12 protein-coding genes are annotated in these 23902 nt (G+C 63.5%); 8 read left to right on the top strand and 4 right to left on the bottom strand.

The features are described from left to right. Nucleotides 1-114: 114 nt before the first annotated feature. A complete protein-coding gene (locus tag AC5ZGW_RS31645; protein WP_463328049.1) occupies nucleotides 115-2631 on the bottom strand; it encodes an Rne/Rng family ribonuclease in 2517 nt (838 codons plus the stop codon). Nucleotides 2632-2664: 33 nt separating this feature from the next. On the opposite strand from AC5ZGW_RS31645, the gene AC5ZGW_RS31650 reads away from it, so the two are divergent. From AC5ZGW_RS31650 to prfB, 4 genes are all read left to right on the top strand, one after another. Then, nucleotides 2665-3366 (top strand): hypothetical protein, encoded by a 702-nt coding sequence (locus tag AC5ZGW_RS31650; protein WP_283813293.1) that lies wholly within the window; start codon nucleotides 2665-2667, stop codon nucleotides 3364-3366. Nucleotides 3367-4030: 664 nt separating this feature from the next. Beyond that, nucleotides 4031-5326 carry an N-acetylmuramoyl-L-alanine amidase gene (locus tag AC5ZGW_RS31655; RefSeq protein WP_130227887.1) on the top strand — a complete coding sequence of 432 codons (1296 nt, stop codon included), beginning with the start codon at nucleotides 4031-4033 and terminating at the stop codon, nucleotides 5324-5326. A gap of 229 nt (nucleotides 5327-5555) precedes the next feature. Next, a complete protein-coding gene (locus tag AC5ZGW_RS31660; protein WP_130227886.1) occupies nucleotides 5556-8042 on the top strand; it encodes a penicillin-binding protein 1A in 2487 nt (828 codons plus the stop codon). 108 nt (nucleotides 8043-8150) lie between these two features. Continuing rightward, a protein-coding gene (prfB, locus tag AC5ZGW_RS31665; RefSeq protein WP_130227885.1) for a peptide chain release factor 2 occupies nucleotides 8151-9282 on the top strand; the annotation gives its coding sequence in 2 pieces (ribosomal slippage) (nucleotides 8151-8219 and nucleotides 8221-9282; 1131 coding nt in all). A gap of 17 nt (nucleotides 9283-9299) precedes the next feature. Here prfB and AC5ZGW_RS31670 read toward each other — a convergent pair. The 3 genes from AC5ZGW_RS31670 to AC5ZGW_RS31680 form a co-directional block, all read right to left on the bottom strand. Then, complete coding sequence (locus AC5ZGW_RS31670; RefSeq protein WP_245474885.1) at nucleotides 9300-11456, bottom strand: carbamoyltransferase C-terminal domain-containing protein; 2157 nt, start codon at nucleotides 11454-11456, stop codon at nucleotides 9300-9302. Nucleotides 11457-11660: 204 nt separating this feature from the next. After that, the gene (locus tag AC5ZGW_RS31675) at nucleotides 11661-13022 is read right to left on the bottom strand and encodes a M23 family metallopeptidase (protein WP_130227884.1); all 1362 of its coding nucleotides are present in this window, start codon (nucleotides 13020-13022) and stop codon (nucleotides 11661-11663) included. 99 nt (nucleotides 13023-13121) lie between these two features. Next, entirely contained in the window at nucleotides 13122-13826 is a 705-nt protein-coding gene (locus AC5ZGW_RS31680; RefSeq protein ID WP_130227883.1) for a peroxiredoxin, read from the bottom strand. Nucleotides 13827-14053: 227 nt separating this feature from the next. Between AC5ZGW_RS31680 and AC5ZGW_RS31685 the strand changes: the two genes are divergently transcribed. From AC5ZGW_RS31685 to AC5ZGW_RS31700, 4 genes are all read left to right on the top strand, one after another. Further along, nucleotides 14054-17788 (top strand): hypothetical protein, encoded by a 3735-nt coding sequence (locus tag AC5ZGW_RS31685; protein WP_130227882.1) that lies wholly within the window; start codon nucleotides 14054-14056, stop codon nucleotides 17786-17788. Nucleotides 17789-18175: 387 nt separating this feature from the next. Continuing rightward, nucleotides 18176-20581: a phosphoketolase family protein gene (locus AC5ZGW_RS31690; RefSeq protein ID WP_130227881.1), complete on the top strand. Its 2406-nt coding sequence runs from the start codon at nucleotides 18176-18178 to the stop codon at nucleotides 20579-20581. Between the two features lie 104 nt (nucleotides 20582-20685). After that, entirely contained in the window at nucleotides 20686-21441 is a 756-nt protein-coding gene (locus AC5ZGW_RS31695) for an HAD family hydrolase (protein ID WP_130227880.1), read from the top strand. A gap of 35 nt (nucleotides 21442-21476) precedes the next feature. After that, nucleotides 21477-23858: a glycoside hydrolase family 65 protein gene (locus tag AC5ZGW_RS31700; protein ID WP_130227879.1), complete on the top strand. Its 2382-nt coding sequence runs from the start codon at nucleotides 21477-21479 to the stop codon at nucleotides 23856-23858. The last annotated feature ends 44 nt before the right edge of the window (nucleotides 23859-23902 follow it).

Consider the following 23902-nt stretch of genomic DNA (forward strand, 5'->3'; position numbering starts at 1 on the left):
TTTGACCCGTTTTCTGCGCAGATAAGTCTACGCAATCTGCGTAAACTTGATTGCTATGCGAACCGGTGTCCACCCTCGGATCAAGTCCGAGGGCACGCTTCGCTCGAAAACGCCCTAGCCCCCGCCACCAAAGCGGCGCGACCACCAGCCGGCCTTGCGGGGCGCCGGAGCCTCGGTCGCCGCTGCAGGCGCAGGTTCCGCGATGGCCGCAGGCGCAGGTTCGGCGACCGGCGCGGGAGCGGGCTCTGCCGGCGGAATCGGCTCGGATTCGCTTTGCACCACGACGGGCACGGGCTCGGGCTGCGAGGCGAAGCTCACTTTCTCGCGCACGGTCGAGCGGCGACGCATCGCGCGATCATTCTCCTGCGCAGGCTCCTCGGCCTCGGGCGCGGCGACGCTCACCGGCTCCGGCTGAGGGGGCGGGCTCTTGGCCGGCTCGAGCTCGAACTCGGGCTCGGCGACCGGTTCGGGCTGAACCAATGTCTGTGCAGGCTCGGGCGAGCTGCCGTCGAAATCGGCGACGGCGTCCGCGGCTTCCGGCTCCGCGCGCGGGCCGAGCTCGTCGGCAATCGAGGCGGCAAGACCCTCATCCGCACCATGGCCGCCACGGCGGCGGCGTCCGCCGCGCCGTCCACGCCGGCGCGGACGGCGTTCGCCGTTCTGGCCTTCACCACGAGCCGACTGCTCTTCGCTCTCGTCCTCGTCGGTCTCGACTTCCTCGGCGGCAATGCCGTCGTCGGTCTCGGGCGCTAGCGGCAACGCCTCGCCATCCTCGCGCGGCACACCGCCCTCGCGGACTTCGCCGCCGCCACCGCGGCCGCGACGCCGCCGGCGCCGCCTTCGGCGCGGACCGTCGGCCTCTTCGCCGGCGCTCGTTTCGTCGCTCAGGCCTTCCGTTTCCTCGGTCTCGATCTCCGCCTCGATGTCGAACGGTTCCTCGTCGTCATAGGCCTCTTCGAGCTGAGGCGGCGCGGACGCGGCCTGCGCCGCGAGCAGCGCCTTGGCGGCTTCCAGCGTGTGCACCTGCTCGCCGCGGTCGATGATGTAGGACTGCTGGCCGCTCACGGTCGCATCCGCCGCCACCGAGATCTGGACCTTGAAGGCGGTTTCGAGATCGCGCAGATGGCCGCGCTTGTGGTTGAGGACGTAGAGCGCGACGTCCGTGCGGGTGCGCACCACGAGATTGTGAGTCGCGCCCTTCATCAGGATTTCCTCGATGCCGCGCAGGAGCTGCAGCGCCACCGACGAGACCGAGCGGACATGCCCGGAGCCGCCGCAATGCGGGCAGGGCTCGGTCGAGCTCTCAAGCACGCTGGCGCGGATGCGCTGGCGCGACATCTCGAGCAGGCCGAAATGCGAGATGCGCCCGACCTGGATGCGTGCGCGGTCCTGCCGCAAGCAATCGGAGAGCTTGCGCTCGACCGCGCGGTTGTTGCGCTTCTCGTCCATGTCGATGAAGTCGATGACGATCAGGCCCGCGAGGTCGCGCAGGCGGAGCTGTCGCGCGACTTCCTCCGCCGCCTCGAGATTGGTCTTGAGCGCGGTGTCCTCGATGTGATGCTCGCGCGTGGCGCGGCCGGAGTTGACGTCGATCGAGACCAGCGCCTCGGTCTGGTTGATGACAATGTAGCCGCCAGAGCGTAGCTGCACAGTCGGGGAGAACATCGCGTCGAGCTGGCTTTCGACGCCCATCCGAGAGAACAAAGGCTGGCCGTCGCGGTACTGCTTCACCGCGCGGACATTCTCCGGCATCAGCATCTTCATGAAATCGCGCGCTTCGCGGTAGCCGGCTTCGCCCGCCACCATGATCTCGTCGATCTCCTTGTTGTAGAGGTCGCGCAGCGAGCGCTTGATCAGCGAGCCTTCCTCGTAGACGAGGGTGGGGGCCTGCGACTTCAGGGTCAGGTCGCGCACGGTTTCCCACATGCGGATCAGATATTCGAAATCGCGCTTGATCTCCTGCTTCGAACGCGAGGCCCCGGCCGTGCGCAGGATGATGCCCATACCCTCGGGCACGTCGAGATCCTGCACCACTTCCTTGAGCCGCGAGCGATCCTGGGCCGAGGTGATCTTGCGGCTGATGCCTCCGCCGCGCGCGGTGTTCGGCATCAGCACCGCATAACGGCCGGCGAGCGAAAGATACGTGGTTAGCGCCGCGCCCTTGTTGCCGCGTTCTTCCTTGACGACCTGCACCAGCATCACCTGCCGGCGCTTGATGACTTCCTGGATCTTGTACTGGCGTCGCGGGCGGAAGGGGCGCTCCGGCACCTCCTCGAGCACGTCGTCGCCGCCAACGGATTCGACGACTTCCTCTTCTTCTTCTTCTTCGCCGTCTTCGCCTTCCTCGTCGTCCTCATCGTCATGCGCTTCGTCGCCGAGCGGCTCGGCGCCATGCTCGTCATGCGGCGCAGCCTCCGCGACGAGTTCCGCGGGGGCATGCGCATCGGACGCTGGATGCTCCGCGCCGGGCTCCGCGGTCGGTTGCGCATCCTCGGCGTGGGCGGCGTTTTCCTCGACCTGCTCCTCACGGGCGCGCTCGGGCTCGTGGTTAACCTCGATCTCGGCCCCGACATCCGGAGCGGCAGCGGCGGCCGATGCCTCGACCGCGGCGACAACCGGGTCGGCTTGCACTTCCGCTGCAGCGGTTTCGCTCAGAGCAGGCGCATGATCATGGTCGTCATGAGCATGACGGTCGTCACGGGCATGTTCGTGTTCGCCGTGCTCGTGCCCATCATGATCGTGCTCGTCATGACGGTCGTGCTCGTCAGCATGCTCGTGTGCTTCGTGCTCATGCGCATCGGCGCCGAGCTCGTGCTGCTCGGCTTCCGCATGAAGCGCGTGATCCTCATCGGCCTGCGGATCGAGCGGCTCGGCACCCTCGACGACCTCGCTCTGAACGCGCTCGCCATGACCGCGGCGGCGGGCATTGCGGTGCCGGGAGCGGCGGCGGTGAGGCCGGCTTTCGCTCTCCTCCTCGGCCTCGCGATGGGCGCGTTCTTCGGCCTCGATCAGCGCCTGACGGTCGGCGACCGGGATCTGGTAATAGTCTGGATGGATTTCGCTGAACGCAAGGAAGCCATGGCGGTTGCCGCCATACTCGATGAACGCCGCCTGCAGCGACGGCTCTACGCGCGTCACCTTGGCGAGGTAAATATTGCCGCGCAGTTGCTTGCGTTGGGCAGTCTCGAAATCAAATTCTTCGACGCGATTGCCGCGGACCACGACGACCCGGGTCTCTTCCGGGTGGGTGGCATCGATCAACATCTTGTTGGGCATTCTGGAGCTCTTGAAGGCGGCGGGCGCGTAGCATGGCGCGCGCAGATTGCGCCGCCCGGTGACGCGACGGTCCACCTGATTCGGGGGTGAGGGGAAGGCCAAAACGCAAATCGGAGCGCCGTGCGAAGCCCGGCCCGACCGGAACAAACCGACGTGCGGAGCTTTCGCCTCGCGTGGTCGCGATCGTCTCGGGGGTGTTGGTCGGCAACACAGTCTGGCGCATCAAGCGGTTGGCCCGTCTGAACATATTCTGGCGGCAAACAATACCGCCGCATCTTTCGCTGAAGGCCCGGCGCGGCGCCAAAGCGCTCGCCGGCCAATCGCATATTGGGCCCCTTCTTTGACCATGAACCTTTCGGAAAACTGGTGTCCAGTTTTCCGGATCATGCTCTGGGGCCGAATAATCAGTTCTGCCGTGTCTCGCCCCATGCCACACAGAATGTGTCTGGGGCTGGACGCCGCTCGGGCTCAAACCGCCACTCCATGTCAGCCGCGCGCAGCGCTGGCTGGGGAGGGACCGGGAAAAACGCTGGCGCCTTCAGGCTCGAAGGTTCCACCGCTGCACCGGGAGGCTGAACGCGACACAACTGGGAGTATTAGCCGTCAGCACTCCGTACATACGTGGATTGGTCGCTGCACGCAAGGGAGCGTCGCGGCGAGGCAACAGTCGAACCATTTCGCCCGTGCGGTATTAGGGTCTCGTTAACCCTGTGGGTCTAATGCGGTATGACGACGGCTCGGAGGGCGCCGAATCGTGGCGGACGGCGCAAATCGATGGGTTTTGCTGGGGTGCGGGCTATTTTGCGCCGCAGCGTTGGCGTGCGGCCCGATTACTGTTTCCAGGGCAGCTGAAGCAACGCCGCCAAGTCCCTCTGCCGGCAGCGATTTTCCTGTCGTTTCTGAAGCCCGGCTTGCCGGAGACGCCAAGCAGACCCGGTTCATTGTCGACCTCGACAAGAAGATTCAGTTCCGCGCCTTCACACTCGCCGATCCCTACCGGGTGGTCGTGGATATTCCCCAGGTGACGTTCCAGCTCCCCGCCGGAACCGGAAATTCCGGGCGCGGGCTGGTGAAGGCATTCCGCTACGGGCTGGTGATGCCGGGCGGGTCGCGAATCGTCTTCGACCTCATGGGGCCAGCGAAGATCGCCAATTCCTACGTGCTGGACGCGGCCAACGGCCAGCCGCCGCGCCTGGTTCTGGAACTGGAGCAGGTTGACCGCAACGCGTTCACCCAGCAGCTTGCGCCGGACGACCGGCCGGAGCTGAAGCCGACCATTGCGGAAGCCAAGGCGGCGATGCCGGCCGAGGGAACGCCCAATGCAAAGCCAGGCGAGCCGGCGGATTCGCGACCCCTGATCGTGATCGATCCCGGCCATGGCGGCATCGACAACGGCACCCAGTCGAACGGCGAGTTGGAAAAGACCCTCGTGCTCGGCTTCGGGCTCGCATTGCGCGACCGGATCGAGAAGTCGGGCAAATACCGGGTCGTCATGACCCGCACCGATGACACGTTCATCCCGCTGAACGACCGGGTCAAAATCGCCCGCAGCCAATCGGCGGCGCTGTTCGTCTCGATCCATGCGGATGCGCTGCCGCGCCGGGAAGGCGACGCACAGGGCGCGACCATCTATACGCTGTCGGACAAGGCCTCGGACGCCGAAGCGGAGCGGCTGGCGGAAGCCGAGAACAAGGCGGACGCCATCGCCGGCGTGAACCTGTCCGATGAGCCGACCGAGGTCGCCGATATCCTGATTGATCTCGCCCGCCGCGAGACCAAGACATTCTCCAACCGTTTTGCACGGCTGTTGGTGTCCGAGATGAAGACGACCGCGCGGATGCACAAGCACCCGCTGAAATCGGCGGGCTTTCGGGTCCTGAAGGCGCCCGACGTGCCCTCGGTCCTGGTCGAACTCGGCTATGTCTCCAACAAGGGCGACCTCGAACACCTGGTATCGGAGAACTGGCGCAACAAGGCGGTGGGATCGATGCTGCAGGCCATTGACGCCTTTTTTGCCAAGCGACTCGCGACGGCCACGCCGGACAAGTGACAGTGCCGGGACTAGAAAAGGCGCCGCTCGGAACCGGGAGGCCCTAGTTTGGCCACAGCGGCAACGGTATAGGACGTTGTCGGGGGCCTCGTGGAATCGGCCGATTTTGTCCGCGGAGCGCTGTATTGTTCGCCTCAAGCACCGGCAGGCTGTTAGGGCCGGGAGCATTCGCAACGAGGAAGTGTCGCCGGCTGGTCCGGCGCAATAGGGTTGGAACGGAACTTCGATAATGCGCTTGCTCGTGCGGTTCATGGGTTTCTTGTTCGCCGCGGGGACCGTCGTGTTCCTGGTTGGCGTGGCCGGCGTCGCGGGCGCGATCTGGCATTTCTCCAAGGACCTGCCGGATTATTCGCAGCTTCAGGACTATGAGCCGCCGGTAATGACGCGCGTGCATGCGTCCGACGGCTCGCTGCTCGGCGAATATTCGAAGGAGCGGCGGCTCTATCTGCCGATCCAGGCGGTGCCCAAGCTGGTCATCAACGCGTTCCTCGCGGCTGAAGACAAGAATTTCTACGAGCACGGCGGCATCGACTTCTCCGGCATGGCGCGCGCGGCGATCCTGTACGCGCAGAACTATGGCTCGGGCCGCCGGCCGCAGGGTGCGTCGACGATCACCCAGCAGGTCGCCAAGAACTTCCTGCTCACCAACGAGGTCTCGTTCGCGCGCAAGATCAAGGAAGCGCTGCTCGCGATGCGCATCGAGCGCGCTTACTCCAAGGATCGTATCCTCGAGCTCTATCTGAACGAAATCTATCTCGGCCTTGGTGCCTATGGCATCGCCGCCGCTTCGCTGGTTTATTTCGACAAGTCGGTGAATGAACTGACCGTCGCCGAAGCCGCCTATCTCGCCTCGCTGCCGAAGGCGCCGGCGGCGCTGCATCCGGTGCGCAACCGCGACCGCGCGATCGAGCGCCGCAATTACGTGATTGACCGCCTGCTCGAAAATGGCTGGATCAAGCAAGCCGACGCCGACAAGGCGCGCAAGGAGCAACTGGTCGTCACCAACCGCAGCAACGGCTCACATACCTTCGCTGGCGAATATTTTGCCGAGGAAGTCCGCCGCGACATCTTCGAGCGCTACGGCGAGAAGAAGCTTTACGAGGGCGGCTTGTCGGTGCGCACCACGCTCGATCCGAAGATCCAGGTGATGGCGCGCAAGACCATGGCCGCCGGCCTCGTCAACTACGACGAAGGGCAGGGCTGGAGGGGCCCGATCACCAAGCTCGATGTTTCCGGCGACTGGGGCGTGAAACTCGCCGACGTCAAATCGCTCTCGGACATCTCGCCATGGCGAATGGCGGTCGTGCTCGAAACCAGTGACCAGTCGGCGCGCATCGGATTCCAGCCCGGCCGCGAACTCGGCGGCGCCGTCAGCAAGCAGCGGCAGACCGGCCTTATCACGCTCGATGGCGTGCGTTGGGCAAGGCCCACGTCCGGCGCGGCGCGCGGGCGGTCGCCAACGGCGGTGTCGCAGGTGCTCGCGCCCGGTGACGTCATCTATGCCGATCCCCTGGTGACCAAGGAGGGCACGGCGATCGAAGGCCAGTACCGGCTGCGGCAATTGCCGGAAATCTCCGGTGCCATGGTCGCGATGGATCCCTGGACCGGCCGCGTGCTGGCCATGGTCGGCGGCTTCTCGTTCGACCAGAGCCAGTTCAACCGCGCCACCCAGGCCTATCGGCAGCCGGGATCGTCGTTCAAGCCGATCGTGTATTCGACGGCGCTGGATAATGGCTACACGCCGTCCACAGTGGTGGTCGATGCGCCGATTGAAATCGACCAGGGGCAGGGCGCCGGTGTCTGGCGTCCGGAGAACTATTCGACCGGCAAGTATTACGGTCCGACCACGCTGCGCAATGCGCTGGCGCGCTCGCTGAACACCGTCACGGTGCGGCTGGCGCAGGACATCGGCATGCCTCTGATCGGTGAATACGCCAAGCGTTTCGGTGTCTATGACGAATTGCCGAACTATCTCTCCTACGCGCTCGGCGCTGGCGAGACCACGGTGATGCGGATGGTCACCGCCTATTCGATGTTCGCCAATGGCGGCCGCCGCGTGAAGCCGACGCTGATCGATCGCATCCAGGACCGTTACGGGCACACCATCTACCGGCACGACCAGCGCGAATGCCGCGGCTGTGACGTACCTGGAGGCTGGAAGAACCAGCCCGAACCGCAGCTCGTGGACCGACGCGAGCAGGTGCTCGATCCGATGACGGCCTACCAGATCACCTCGATGATGGAAGGCGTGGTCCAGTACGGAACCGCCACGGCGGTGAAGGAGGTCGGCAAGCCGATCGCCGGCAAGACCGGCACCACCAACGACGAGAAGGACGTCTGGTTCATCGGCTTCTCGCCGGATCTCGTGGTTGGCGTCTATCTGGGCTACGACAAGCCGCGCAATCTCGGTCGTAAAGCCACCGGTGGCGCGTTGGCCGCGCCGGTCGCACGCGATTTCCTGAAGCTAGCGCTGGCGGAGAAGCCGGCGACGCCGTTCAAGATCCCGGCCGGCATCAAGCTCGTGCGCGTCGATTCCAAGAGCGGCATGCGCGCTGGCCCGGGCGAGGGTGGACGCACCATCCTGGAAGCCTTCAAGCCGGGCACGGCGCCGCCGGATAGCTACTCCGCCATCGGCGTGGCCGATGCCGAGGGCCGGCTGCCGCCGGCCGTTGCGCCCGACGCGGGCGCGATCATGCGTCCCGGCGGATTGTATTAGCGCCTTGAGGATCCAAATCATCGGGAAACAGGCCCGCGGCCGATTGCGCTTCCGCGCTTCGGCCGCTACATCCCTCACAAGACATTCATAATTCAGACCAGAAAGACCATGCGCGCGGAAGTCGAACGCCTAGTTGAAGAGATCAAGCAGTCAGTCGGGCTGCTGAGGAGGCATCTTTGACGTCGAGAAATCGACGGCACGGCTGGCCGAGCTGAACAAGCTCGCCGAAGATCCCGATCTCTGGAACGATCCCCAGAAAGCCCAGAAGCTGATGCAGGAGCGCACCTCGCTGGAGGATGCGCTGTCCGGCATCAGCAAGGTCGAGCGTGAGCTCGAGGACAATGTCGGCATGATCGAGCTCGGCGAGGCCGAGAACGATGAGGGCGTCGTCGCGGAAGCCGAGAAGGCGCTCAAGGACCTCAAGAAGGAAGTCGCCCGGCGCGAGCTGGAGGCGCTGCTGTCAGGCGAGGCCGACAAGTTCGACTCCTATCTCGAAGTCCATGCCGGCGCCGGCGGCACCGAGAGCCAGGACTGGGCGCAGATGCTGCTGCGGATGTACACGCGCTGGGCGGAGAACCATGGCTTCAAGGTCGAGTATCTTGAGGAATCCCAGGGCGAAGAAGCGGGCATCAAGTCCGCCACCATCCAGATCAGCGGCCATAACGCGTATGGCTGGCTGAAGACGGAGGCCGGCGTGCACCGGCTGGTCCGAATCTCGCCATTCGATTCCAACGCGCGCCGGCATACCTCGTTCTCGAGCGTGACGATCTTTCCGGTTGTCGACGACAGCATCAAGATCGACATCAAGGAGTCGGATGTGCGCACCGACACCATGCGCTCCGGCGGCGCCGGCGGCCAGCACGTCAACAAGACCGAATCCGCGGTGCGTCTGACCCATATCCCGACCGGGATCGCCGTGGTCTGCCAGGCCGGCCGCTCCCAGCACAAGAACCGCGCGCAGGCGTGGGACATGCTGCGCGCCCGGCTCTACGAGATCGAATTGAAGAAGCGCGAGGAGCAGGCCGCCGCCGATCAAGCCGCCAAGACCGATATCGGCTGGGGCCACCAGATCCGCTCCTACGTGCTGCAACCCTACCAGATGGTGAAGGACCTGCGCACGGGCGTGCAGACCTCCGATACCGCAGGCGTGCTCGACGGTGACCTCGATGAGTTCATGGCGGCCACCTTGGCGCAAAAGGCATTCGGCACGACCGCTGGCGCGATCGAGGACGTCGATTAAAGGAGCGCGCGGCTCGGTCACGCAACCGGCTGCGCGCTCTTCCATTCCGAGAACCATTGTGTGAACCGGCCGCTGTCGCGCTCGCCGCCGTGCCACACGGCGTACACGGTCCCATCGCCTGCGACCATGATCACCGCGTCCAGTCCCTTGGAGCGGCGCAGCGTCTCGATGGCCTGGCTTGGCGTCTGCGCGATCGGGCCTGCGACATTGAACGACGTGTTGACCGACAGCTCGACGCCGATGCGGCGGCCCAGCGCCTTGAGATAGGCGTAGGTGAGGGGATCGTCCTGCTCGCGCACGATCTGGATGCGCCCGGTGCCGTCGGCGTGGATGACTGCCGGGATCTTGTCGCGCGCGTGCGGCTTCGAGCGGGCGGTCAGCACCATATAGTTATAGGCGTTGTAGCCGTCGTCGGAAGCGCCGGGCAGCAGTTCGAAATAGTACTGCGCCGCCTCCAGCGTCGCCATCGGCGCCAAGGGTCGGATCGCCTCGCGATATTTGACGCGTTCGTTCAGGCGTTCGCGCGTGGCGGGATCGCAGGGATTGGCGAGGATCGAACGATGGCCGAGCGCGCGTGGCCCGGTCTCGGCCGCGCCCTGATAGATCGCGATGACGCCGTTCTGCGCCACCATTGATGCCATCAGGTCGGCGACGGCGTCGCGTCCCTCGGGAGTCGAAATGTCGCCGATCCGCTCTGAGGCGATGTCGTCCGCCTTCAGCGCAGCGATGATCTCGTCAGAAGCCGGCGGTGTGCCGCAGTAGAACGCATGCGTCATCGGCGCGCCGCGCGGAGCACCGGCGAGATGGGCGAACAGCCAGGCGGCGCCGATGGTGACGCCGGGATCGCCGGGCACCGGCGGCACCCACAGATGCAATTGCGCGCGCCGGCCCTGCGCATTGGCAAACCAGCTCTCATCGAAATGCTCGATCAGCCGCATGTTGCCGACGGCGTTGAGCGCGACGCCGCCGGTCAGCACCAGCCGACGGGCACCGGTCACCCGCAACAGGTGATCCACGACATGAATCATTGCGTCCTCGAACACGAGCTGCGTCGCGGCGGCCTTGTCGAGGCGATCCTGCGTGTCGGGACGGTGCTTGATATCCTCGACGCGCAGCATCGCGTCGGGATTCCAGAGTTGATCCGGCTTGAGCGGTTCGCCAAGAATCTCGGTCAACGCGGCCTTGTAGGGATTATCGAACGGGTCGCAGTACCAGTTCGCCATCGCGCGATTGAGCCAGACTTCGCCGTCCGCGCTGAGATGCAGCACCTTGCGGAGCCGCCGATAATAGGGATTGCCCGATCGGCTCATGTCGCCCCAGGCGGCTGCGCCCATGTAGCGCCCCTCGCTGGACAGCCAGGTCCAGCCGCCCTGGGTCGAGGAGATCACGCTGTAGAACGCGCCGAGTGAATCGAACATGCTCTCGTTGCAGTAGAGCCGGCGCATCGCGCCTTTCTCGACGACATAAAGCGAGACCGAGCCGAGATCGCCGGTGCCGTCGAGTACGGCGATGGCGACCGACTCGCTGTCGTCCCTGAAGGGAGAAGCTGCAAAGGAGAACCAGGCATGGTTGTCATGGTGTGGCAGGCAAATCAAAGGCACGCGCTCGGCAAGCTTGAGCTGGCGCGCGATGATCTTCGGCATCCGCGTCATCTGCTCGAGGCGGCGGCTGTCGAAACCGGCGGCCTGCGTGGTGCGGAGCAGTTTCAGGCTTTGCGGCAATTCTTCCAGCACCGAACGCGCCAGCGTGCCGGCGAGCGTCGGATAGTCCCAGCTTGTCAGCCAGGCGTCGATCGCGCCGACGTCGCGTCCCGTGCTGCGTAACGTCGCGACAACCGCGTCGATCGATTCTTGCGGATACTCCGTAGTGTGCTTGTTGCCGGAAAACCGTTCTTCTTCGTTGTTGACGATCAGGCGCGGACCGTCCCGCTGCGTCACTTCGACGAGCGCGATGCCTGAATTGTGCGTGCCGGGAGCACCTAAGCCCGCAAGATAAGCGGTCTCACCGCGTGCGAGCTTGTCGCGCACGGCTGTGATCCGCGCGTTCGCAAAGTTGGAGCCGAGCTGATGGAAGCCAGCCGCTCCCATCGTCTTCGCCGCCAGCCACCGCGCGGCGCGAAAGCCTGCGGCGGCGAGCCTGCGATGTCGCGGACCAATTCGCGTGGTCGGTTCCAAGTCCAGCGCCTCTGTCAGTGCGATTGCCGATGCATCAATCACACTTGCCAGCGCACAACAATGCTGTTTCGTTGAGGCGGCTTGAACCGAGATGCCGCCGCTGGAGTCCCCGCCAGCCCGGGCATGACGATGGAGTATCGCCAGAGATTAGATTTCCCGTTCTGCCGCTTTCGCAATGGCGAGCGGGTCGGAGCGAGCGGCTGCCTAGCCCGCACTCAGGCGCACGCCGGCGCGCAGGAATTTTTGCGGGTCGACTGCGTCACCGTCGATGCGTGTCTCGTAGTGGAGATGCGGGCCGGTCGAACGGCCGGTCGAGCCGACGGCGCCGATCACCTGGCCGATCTTGACGGTTTCGCCGACCTTGACGTTGATCTCGGACAGGTGGCCGTAGCGGGTGGAAAGGCCGTTGCCGTGATCGACCTCGACCATGCGGCCGTAACCACCGGCCCAGCCCGATGACACCACCTTGCCATTGGCGGTGGCGCGGACGGGATCGCCCATCGCGGCGCGGAAATCGAGGCCGGTATGCATCGCCGGACGGCCGAGGAATGGATCGGTACGGACGCCGAAGCCTGAGGTGAACTCGACTTCACCGATCACGGGCTTGCGGTAGGGCACCAGCGTCAGCGTGGCGTTCAAGCGCTGCATCTGCGCGCGGGTGATGTTGATGCGGTTGAGTTGTCGCTCGAACGGACCGGCGTCGGCGGGGAGCTTGACGGGCACGAAGGGACCGCCGATCGCCGAGCGCGGGGTGGCGGCTTCGAGTTGTGACATGTTGAGACCGAGGTCGGTGATCACGCCGCGCATCCGGCGCACGCGCGATTCCATCGTCTCCTCGGCCGAGCTTAGCGCTGCCATCTGGCGTCGCTCGACCTGGTCGAGCGAGGTCTGGAGGCGGACCAGGACATTGTCAAAACCCTGGAGCTTGGCGAACTGGTTTACCGGCGGCGCCGTTTTGATCGGGGCGCGGGATTCCAACCGCGCCTCACGATCCGGTGGCGCCACGAAGATCACGGTGTCGCTGATCGGCGAGGGCTTTGGCGTCGCGGTCGTTTCCGGCGCGGCATTGCGCGCGGGCGGCCGGATCGAGCCGGTTGTTGCGACATCCGGCATCGAGCCCAGCGCGGTGGCGCGGGCTTCGAGCGCCGTCTGCCGGCGCATGATCTGCTCGAGCTTCTGATCAAACTGCTCCTGGTCCAGCAGCTGCCGGCTGGTGGTGCGGTCGACCTTGGCGCGCAATTCCGCGATCCGGTCCTCATAGGAAAATTGCATCTCGGCCTGGCGGGCGAGCAGCCGGGTCAGGACGTCGTCGCGAAACGCAAAATAGGTCGCGGTTGCGGCCGACCATATGCCGAGCAGGACTACCGAGCCGACCGCAGCCCAGAACAGGACCGGGCCAATGCGGACCTGCTTGCCGGCATGGACGAGGGTGTAGTCGTTCGCGGGCTGCGCGGCTGCTGACGCCGCGGCATGGGGGGCAGGGCGGCGAGGGGAGGTCCGCCCGTGCTCTCGTGGATGATGGTGCTGCTGGTGATGGTCGAAATGGTGACCGGAACGATAGGACATCGGCACTCCCGCGCCGGTCGGATCAAGTTCCGTACGGCCTCAGTTCGGGAGCGATTTGAGCCGGTCATGGTTAATTTTCTGGAAACGGAGCCTGTTGGATCAGACCGACCTCGCGGCGGCCAGGACCTCGTCGGCATGGCCGTCGACCCGCACATTGCGCCAGATCCTGGCGATCCGGCCGTCGGCGCCGAGCAGAACCGTGGTGCGAAGAATCCCAAGGAAAGTCCTGCCATACATGGATTTCTCGCCCCAGGCCCCATAGGCCTCCAGCATCTCGTGCTGCTCATCCGAGCCCAAGGGAATGGCGAGCTGATGCTTGTTCCTGAACGATTCCTGCGCCTTCACGGTGTCCCCGGAGACGCCGAGGATCTCGGTGCCGCTCTCGGCAAACGCATCCTTCAGTCGGGTGAAATCGATCGCCTCCTTGGTGCAGCCGGGCGTATCCGCGCGCGGGTAGAAGAACAGCACCAGCTTCTTGCCGGCGAAGTCGGTGAGTGAGACCTCACTTCCTCCGTCGCGGGGCAGGCGGAAGTCGGGCGCCTTGGCACCCTCAAGCAGAGTGGTCGATTTGGTCGCAGCCGACGCCGCGGATTTTAACGATTTCGATGCAGCCTTGTGGGACGGTTTGGTGGATGCGGCTTTGGCCGCTTTGCTGGATTTCTTTGCGACCGCCGTGCGGGCCTTTGCCGCGGGCGGCTTGACCGATGCGACGGCCTTACTGCGGACTGCCGTGGCCCGAGACGATTTGGCCGGAGACGATTTGGCTGTGGTCTTGGAGGATTTCTTGCGCGTTTTCTTGGACATACGCCTTCCTTTCGTCGCTTTCCGGAGCTCAACCATTGTATCAGTGCGGCGCTTGTCGGCGGCGATCGGATTTCTGCCGACTGCTGGGCAAGTGTGATGGCGCGGAAGTATGGTCACAAGGATTTCGATGCGTCATCCGTCCGCTCGCCTAACCTGCTTTGAATGTTCGCTCAAATGTTCACTTGGGGCTGAGGGCGACTAACAGTATTAAGCGAGGATTGGCAGCGATGCCGGCACAGGAGCGCTCGATACAGATCGATGGGCGTGCCTTGGGCGGCGATCAACCTCAGCGCCTGCACCGAGAGGCAATGGCAAAGAATACGTCGTCCCAAGGATCGAGCTCCCAAGGATCGCTCCAAGGTCACAGCCCGAATCCGCGTGCCGACGCCCAGTATCGCGGCTGGGGCGACGATGTCGGCTGGGAGGAGCATGACGAGGCTGCCGGCCATCGCGCGCGGCGGCTGTTGTCGCGCTCAGATTCCGGCCTGCACCGGATCGGTGACTTCTTCGGCCCCAGGCGGCGATCGACTCACGGCGGGCGCTGGGTCAAGCGCATCGCCCTGGTGCTGGGCGTGCTGGCGGCGATTTTCATGAGCTGCTTCGGCGCGCTGTGGTGGCGGCTGGGGGCAGGGCCGATCAATCTCGATATGGCGACACCGTGGCTCGCGGCTGCGATCGAGGACAATATCGGCCACGGCAACACGGTTGAGGTCGGCGGCACCCAGATCGAGCGCGCCGGTCCAATTCGAATCGCGGTGCGCATCCGCGACATCATCGTACGCGACCGCGACCATGCGATCGTCGCGAGCGCGCCGAAAGCCGAGGTCAAACTGTCCGGCACCGCGCTGCTGATGGGCCAGCTCCGCGCTGAAAGCCTCAACCTCGTTGATGCCGAACTCGCGATCCGGATCACGCCGGACGGCTATGTGACCGTTTCCGCCGGCGATACCGCCAAGCCGCTCGCGACCGGTGTCGCTTCCAAGCATGAGGCGGGCCTGCCTCCGACATTCCCCCGTCCGGTGCCCCCACCGCCGCCGTTATCGCCACCTTCGTCGCCGTCCGTCAGCGTCCCGGCGCCGTCTGAGAGCGCGCAGAGCGGTTTGCTCGCCGGCCTCGACTGGCTCGACAGCCTCAGCCTGACCGGTCTCGACGGCCAGAACCTCAACGAGATCGGCCTGAAGAACGGCAACCTTGTCGTCGACGATCAGCAGCGCGGCGGCAAATGGACCTTCGAAAATATCAGCCTGAGCCTGCGGCGGCCGAGCGGCGGCGGCGTGGCGCTGAGCGTCGGCGAAGAGGGCGCCCGTCCATGGTCGCTGCGCGTCGCGGTCGGACCGCTGAGGGATGGCGTGCGGGCGGTCGACCTGCGCGCCGACAAGCTGCCGTCCGCCAATATCCTGCTGGCGCTCAGGGTGAAGGATCTCACCTACGATGCCGAGCTGCCGCTGTCCGGCGACCTGAAGGGTGAACTCGGGCGCGACGGCCTGCCGACCTATTTCCGCGGCAAGATCACCGCCGGCCCCGGCAACCTGATCGACACCGATACACCGGACTATCCGATGGCGATCGATTCGGCCGACGTGAATGTCGAATGGGACGCTGGACGCCGCGTGCTGCTGGCGCCGTTCAAGATCGTCTCCGGCGCCAACCGCGTCACGCTGCTCGCTCATCTCGAGCCGCCGAATGACGACATCAACGACTGGCAGCTTGGCCTGAGCGGCGGCACCATCCTGCTCGCGGGCATCGACAACGAGCCGCCGCTGATCTTCAACCGCATCGCCGTTGGCTTCCGTTTCGACACCGACAAGAAGCGTGTGCTGCTGACGCAGGCCGATATCAGCAATGGCGAGATCGGCATCGCCGGCACCGGCAGCATCGACTATTCCGGCGAACCGCGGCTGCAGCTCGGTTTTGCGGGCACGCCGATGTCGGCCTCCGCGCTGAAGCGAGTCTGGCCCGCGCTAGTCGTGCCGGAACTGCGCGAATGGGTGATCGAGCGGATCGAGCGCGGCACGCTCCAGCGCATCGAGATCGGCGTCAACTCGCCGGTGCGCAACCTGTCGCGCAAGGGGCCTCCGATCCCGGATGACGGGCTTGCCGTCAACATCGTCGCGAGCGGTGTAGCGGTGCGTCCGGTGGACGAGATGCCCGTGGTTCATGACGCGGATTTGCGGGCGCGGGTGACGGGCCGCACCGCCACCGTCAATATCGCCCAGGGCATCGTCGACACGCCGGGTGGGCGCAAGATCACGCTGTCCGACTTCTCTTTCGAAGTCCCGGACATGGTGCCGAAACCCTCGCCGGCGAAGATCCGGTTCCGCGTCGATTGTTCGGTGCCGGCTTGCGCTGAAATCCTCGCCTCCGATCGCCTCAGCGATGTCTCGGGGACGACATTTGTCGATCCCAATGCGAGCAAGGGAACGGTCTCGGCCACGATCAATCTCGGCCTGCCGGTCAAGGGCGTGCTGACCAAGGAGGACACCACTTACGCCGTCACCGCCGATCTCGGCAGCGTCGCGATCGACAGGCTGGTGATGAACCAGAAGCTCGAGGCCAACGCGCTGAAGGTCGTTGCCAACAATGCGGGCTATCAGGTCAAGGGCGACGTCAAGATCAACGGCCAGCCGGCTTCGCTGGATTACCGCAAGCCGAGCGAGGGCGATGCCGATATCAAGCTGCAGTCAACGCTTGACGATGCCGGCCGCGCGCGACTCGGGCTCGACCTCGGATCCGCGGTGAGCGGCGCAATCCCGGTGAAGGTCGTGGGCAAAATTGCGAGCAGCAGCGATCACGACACCAAGCTCGGCGTCGAGGCGGATCTGACCCAGCTCCGGCTCGACAACATCCTACCGGGTTGGGTGAAGAGTCCCGGCAAGTCGGGCAAGGTCACCTTCAACGTGGTGCAGAAGCCGCAATCGACGCGCTTTGAGGACATCGTCGTCGATGGCGCGGGCGCGTCGATCAAGGGATCGGTGGAGGTCGACCAGAACGGCGATCTGATGAACGTCAACTTCCCGACCTATTCGCCCTCGGAAGGTGACAAGACCACGCTGCGCGCCGACCGCGGGCCCGACGGCGTCTTGAAGGTCTCCATGCGCGGCGACGTGTTCGATGGCCGCGGCTTCCTGCGCACGGCGATTTCGGGCCGCGATGACCCGAAGAACAAGACCAAGAATATCGATTACGACATCGACCTCAAGCTCGGCGCGGTTGCCGGCTTCAATGGCGAAGCGTTGCGCAGCGTCGATGCGAAGGTGTCCAAGCGCAACGGCGCCTTCAAGAGTTTTGCGCTGACAGGCAAGATCGGGCGCGATACGCCCGTGACCGCCGATCTGCGCGGCCGCCAGCAGGGGCGCGAGGTGGTCTACCTGCAGACCAATGACGCCGGCGCGTTCTTCCGCTTCACCGATTTCTATTCGAAGATCGTGGGTGGCCAGCTCACGCTCGCGATGGAGCCGCCGGCGGCGGAGCCGAGCCCCAAGGAAGGACTGATCAACATCCGTGACTTCTCCGTCAAAGGTCAACCCGAGCTCGACCGGATTGCAGCCGGCGGTGCGCCTGGCACGACGAGCGGTGTCGCGTTCAGCGCCTTGCGCGCCGAGTTCACGCGGCAGAGCGGACTGCTCACGATCCGCGACGGCGTCGTGAAGGGGCCGGCGATCGGCGCGACCATCGAAGGCAGCATCGACAACAACGCCAACCAGGTGCGCATGAGCGGCACCTTCGTGCCGATGTACGGGCTGAACAACATGTTCGGCCAGTTGCCGGTGATCGGCCTGGTCCTCGGCGGCGGGAGCAATGAGGGCTTGATCGGCGTGACCTACGAGGTCGTGGGCACACCGGCGCAACCGGTGTTGCGGGTCAATCCCATCTCGGCGATCTTTCCCGGCGTGACGCGGAAGATCATGGAATTCAATACCGGCAAGCAGAACAACCAGATAGAATTCCCGCCGAACAACTGAGCGGCTTGCGGCCTCCCGTTCCTGGCGCGCCGAGCTCAAGCCGCGCGTTTCGTCGCTTAAGCCAGAATGTCCGGAATCCACACGCCCAACCGGGGCGTGCGGCGGATATGCCTGCATCGAGCAGATGTCCCTAAGCGGACATGCGTTGATCTGGATCAATGAAGGCCATGCCGCGCGGTTCTCTCTCTTGGGCAGCCCCTCAGGATCCGGCGCCGGCCCTGCGCCTTGGCGGGAAGAGAACCTAGTTTCCAGCGAGAAGGCTCTCTATCGCCCCTGCGGATTTGCGCGCGGCGGCGAACGCCGGGCGACAATGCTGCGCTACAGCAGCGAGACTGCCGCGCCGATTGATAATCGGCTCACTCGATAAGACGGAGTTAGGAGGAAACGATGGCAAACACGTTGTCTGATAAAGAGCGGGCAATGATGGATGCGTATTGGCGAGCGTCCAACTATCTTTCGGTCGGTCAGATCTATCTCTACGACAACCCGCTGCTTAAGCAGCCGCTCACGAAGGAACACATCAAGCCGCGGCTTCTCGGTCACTGGGGGACCTCACCCGGTTTGAACTTCATCTACGTTCACTTGAATCGCATCATCAAGAAACACGACTTCGACATGATCTACATCACGGGCCCCGGGCACGGCGGCCCCAGTCTGGTCGCGCATGCCTATCTCGAGGGAACCTACAGCGAGGTCTACCCGAACATCTCGCCCGACGAGCAGGGCATGAAGCGGCTGTTCACCCAGTTCTCGTTCCCTGGCGGTATTCCTAGTCATGTGGCGCCGGAGACCCCGGGTTCAATTCACGAAGGCGGCGAGCTCGGGTACGCGCTGTCGCATGCCTATGGGGCTGCCTTCGACAATCCAGATCTGATTGTTGCCTGCGTTGTCGGCGACGGCGAAGCGGAGACGGGACCGCTGGCAACGAGCTGGCATTCCAACAAGTTCTTGAATCCGGCGACCGACGGGGTGGTTTTGCCGATCCTCCATTTGAACGGCTACAAGATTGCCAATCCCTGCATTCTCGCCCGCATCAGCCATGAAGAGCTGGATCAGTTGTTTCGCGGCTACGGCTACACGCCCTATTTCGTCGAGGGGGATGAGCCGGAAAAAATGCACGAACTGATGGCCTCCACGCTCGACAAGATCACCGACGAAATTCAGCGGATAAAGGCGGATGCGCGACGCAGCGGCTTTAGGGAGCGGCCACGCTGGCCGATGATCGTGCTGCGCACCCCCAAGGGCTGGACTTGTCCGAAGGAAATCGATGGCAAGCGGACCGAGGGCTACTGGCGCTCCCATCAAGTGCCGATGGGCGCGATGCACGAGAACAACGCCCATGTCCGCCTGCTTGAAGAGTGGATGAAGAGCTACCGACCCGCGGAGCTTTTCGACGACGGCGGGCGGCTTCGCCCCGAGTTGGCTGACCTTGCTCCTCGAGGAACGCGTCGCATGAGCGCCAATCCGCACACCAATGGCGGATTACTGCTGCGTGAACTGCGACTGCCGGATTTCCGCGAATATGCAGTCGAGGTGCGCGAGCCCGGCGCCGCTATCGCAGAGTCCACGCGGATCATGGGGCGGTTTCTGCGCGACGTGATGAAGCTCAATATGGAGCATCGGAATTTCCGGCTTTTCAGTCCGGATGAGAACAACTCCAACCGATGGCAAGACGTGCTGGAGGTCACCAACCGTGCCTGGGTCGCGGAAACCTATCCGTGGGACGACCATCTGGCGCCGGATGGGCGCGTAATGGAAATGCTCAGCGAGCACCAGTGTCAGGGGTGGCTCGAGGGCTATCTGCTGACCGGTCGGCACGGCTTCTTCTCGTGCTATGAGGCGTTCATCCATATCATCGATTCCATGTTCAACCAGCACGCCAAGTGGTTGAAGGTCTGCAGCCACATCCCCTGGCGACGCCCTATCGGTTCCCTGAACTATCTTTTGTCCAGCCATGTCTGGCGCCAGGACCACAACGGTTTCAGCCATCAAGACCCCGGGTTCATCGATCATGTCGTGAACAAGAAAGCTGAAGTCATCCGGGTGTATCTGCCACCCGACGCGAATTGTCTGCTCTCTGTCACTGACCATTGCCTGCGCAGCCGGAACTACGTCAACGTCGTCGTCGCGGGCAAGCAGCCTGCTCCTCAGTGGCTGACAATGAACGAGGCGGTCAAGCACTGCGAAGCTGGATTAGGCATCTGGCAGTGGGCCAGCAACGACAAGGGTGGCGAGCCCGATGTCGTGATGGCTTGTTGTGGTGACGTGCCGACACTGGAGACGCTTGCCGCCGTCGACCTGCTTAGACGGCATGCGCCCGATCTCAAGGTGCGCGTCATCAACATTGTCAATCTGATGAAACTGCAGCCACCGAGCGAACACCCGCACGGTCTCTCGGATCAGGATTTCGATGCGTTGTTCACCACGGACAAGCCGATCATCTTTGCCTTCCATGGTTATCCCTGGCTGATTCACCGATTGACCTACCGGCGCACCGGCCATCACAATCTCCATGTGCGCGGCTACAGGGAGGAGGGTACCACCACGACCCCGTTCGACATGTGCGTGCTCAACGATCTCGATCGCTTCCACCTCGTGGCTGACGTCATTGACCGTGTGCCAAAGCTCGGATCGCGGGCGGCTTATGCCAAGCAGGCCATTCGCGACAAGCTCATCGATCACAAGGCCTACATTGCCCGGTATGGGGACGATATGCCCGAGATCACGGGCTGGAGATGGGGGAACGAGGCAGCGTCCACCGCGGTTCGTTCCACAGAGGCGGATAACGTCTAACCCGGTCGGCGGGAGACGAACGTGAAGGTGTTCGCGATGTCGTCTCACAAGACCCGCCGGGCGGTTCCGGCGGGTAGGTCCTTGGGTCAAGAGGAGGGTGATCCATGCCGCAACCCGAGAGCAAACGCATCAACCGCGACCAGTACGACGCCGTCCTTTTTGACCTCGATGGTGTATTGACGGATACAGCCAATCTCCACGCGACCTGTTGGAAGCAGATGTTCGATGAGTATCTGCTGGAGCGTGCGAGGCAGACGGGGACAGCATTTCGTCCGTTCGACATCGACGCCGACTACCGGCTGCACGTGGATGGCAAACCCCGTTACGATGGCGTGCGTGATTTCCTGAGATCGCGCGGCATCGAACTTCCCGAGGGAGACCCAGGGGACCCTGCACAAGTCGAGACAGTGTACGGGCTCGGAAACCGCAAGGACGACCTGGTGGACCGCGCGATCGTGGAGGTTGGCGTAGAGCCTTACGCCGGAAGTCTGCAATTCATCCATCAGCTCCGCCGCAATGGCTTCAAGATTGCTGTAGTCACCTCGAGTCAAAACTGCGCGTCTGTCCTGAGGGCGGCTGGGCTGGACGAGTTCTTCGAGGTGCGGGTCGACGGCAACGTGATCCTGGAGCAAGGTCTCTCCGGAAAGCCGGCTCCGGACACATTCCTGCTCGCGGCAAGGCTCCTCGGCGTTGAACCGATACGGACGATCGTGATCGAGGATGCCATTTCGGGAGTCCAAGCCGGATCCAATGGAAACTTTGGGCTGGTGATCGGTGTCGCTCGCAAGGGAAATGCGGATGAGCTGAAGCATCATGGTGCTCATCTGGTAGTCGGCGACTTGGCCGAACTAACCGATTGATCAATGCCAAATGCTGCCTTGGGAGAAACAGCCCGATGCTACACCATGAACGGCTCCGGCCCCCATCGCGCGATTATCCGGCCGATGAGTGGAACGTTATCGAAAGGTCCTTTCGACCGGATTTTCTGGCCCAGCTCGAAACGATGCTGGCTCTCGGCAATGGATATGTTGGCCTGCGCGGCGGCCCGGAGGAAGGCGGCCCGAACGTCGAGAACGGCACATTTATCAACGGGTTTTATGAAACCTGGCCTATCGTCTACGGAGAAGACGCTTTTGGCTTCGCCAAAACTGGCCAGACGATCTGCAACGTGACGGACAGCAAGATCATCAAGCTCTTCGTGGACGACGAACCGTTCTGGTTACCCAATGCACAGCTCCTGGCTTACGACCGGCGTCTCAACATGAAGGCCGGCACACTCGATCGGACCGTGCTCTGGGAGACACCCTCCGGCAAGCAGGTGTCGATCACGTCCCGGCGTCTGGTCTCCTTCGCGAACAGGCATGTGGTCGCTATCTCGTATCGTGTGACACTCGTCGATGCTCAGGCATTTGTCGTAATCTCCTCGGAGATGGCTACCAATAAACCAAGCGACGGCGGCAATCGCGATGATCCGCGCCTGGCAAGAGCGTTTTCCGGGCGAGTACTTCATCCACAAACCAACTACTCCAAAGATCAGCGCATCGTGTTGTGCCATGCGACGGAAAAGAGCCGCTGTATGTTGGCATGTGCGACGGACCACACGATGGAGAGTTGCTGCTCGCACTCGCATAAGGCCGCCTGCACCCCTGACTTCGGCCAGGTTGCTTACACGGTCGATGCCAAGCCCGGCTGTCCGATCCAGCTCACCAAGTACATGGTCTATCACACCTCCCAGACGGCATCCGCCGAAGAGCTCTGCGGCCGCGCTGAATGGACATTGGATCGGGTCGTGACCCAGGGATTCCAGCCGCTGCTGGCCTCTCAAGGGCAGTACATGGACGATTTTTGGCGCCGAAGCGATGTTCATATCAAGGACATCAGTGAACACCGAGCAAAGCGCAGCACCGTAGAGATCCAGCAAGCGATCCGCTTCAATCTATTTCATATTCTGCAAGCCTCCGCTCGCGCGGAGGGAGCGGGCGTGCCGGCGAAAGGACTTACCGGACAGGCTTATGAAGGACACTACTTCTGGGATGCGGAAATCTACGTGTTGCCGTTTCTGATCTATACGTCCCCCCGGATCGCAAGGAACCTTCTGGCGTTTCGTTACAAAATGCTCCCTCAGGCGCGGGCACGCGCGAGAGAATTGGGCCATCGAGGGGCGATGTACCCCTGGCGCACGATCAGCGGAGAGGAAGCATCCGCATACTACGCCGCGGGCACCGCGCAATATCACATCAACGCCGACATTATGTACGCAGTGCGCAAGTACGTGCAGGCGACGGGTGACGACGCGTTCTTGCGAAAGTATGGAGCCGAAATGCTCGTTGAAACAGCCCGACTGTGGCTGGACCTCGGCTTCTATTCGGACGCAAAGGGGGGACAGTTTTGCATCAACGGTGTCACTGGGCCTGATGAATACAACGCGGTCGTAAACAACAACGCCTATACGAACTTGATGGCTCGCGAAAACCTTCGTTACGCCGCCGAGGTTGTCGAAGTTCTACGTGCAGCAGAACCAGACGCATACGACGAGCTTGCGCGAAAAACCGCGCTCGATCTCTCCGAGGTGAGCGCATGGATGCGAGCGGCGGAGAACATGTATGTGCCGTCGGACGAAACGCTGAAGGTTATTCTTCAGGATGACAACTTTCTCGACAGGGAGCCGTGGGATTTCCACAACACACCGCGCGAGCACTATCCGCTGCTGCTGTTTTATCACCCGCTGAACATCTACCGAAAGCAGGTGATCAAGCAGGCAGATGTGGTGCTGGCGATGTTCCTGTTGGGCGACGCCTTCTCGTCAGAAGTCAAGAAGCGCAACTTCGATTTCTACGATCCATTGACGACAGGCGACTCGTCACTGTCCTCCTGCGTCGAGGCAATCATTGCCGCCCAAGTCGGCGACATGGACAAAGCAATCCGGTACGGCATGGCGGCCCTGCTGATGGACCTGGCCGATGTGGGAGGCAACGTGAAGGATGGTTGCCATATCGCCTCTATGGGCGGCACGTGGATGATGCTCACCTACGGTTTTGGCGGGATGCGGGACGATGATGGAACGTTATCGTTCTGGCCACGCCGTGCGCCCGAGGAAAACGCAATCCTTCGATTCCCCATAACCTACCGTGACCAGTTGCTGGAGGTCGAAATTGGCCTGGAGACGGTGGAGTACGCGTTACGTGAAGGTGAACGCCTCGTGATCCGCCACGAGAAGCAAGAGGTGGAGCTGACACGGGAGCATCCGGTGGCCGTTCGGCCGGTTTCGAGAAGGTGAGCGAGCCTGGATGACGGAGATAGGCCACAGCAACCGGAAACGGA

This window comes from Bradyrhizobium sp. Crot121 (assembly GCF_059512385.1).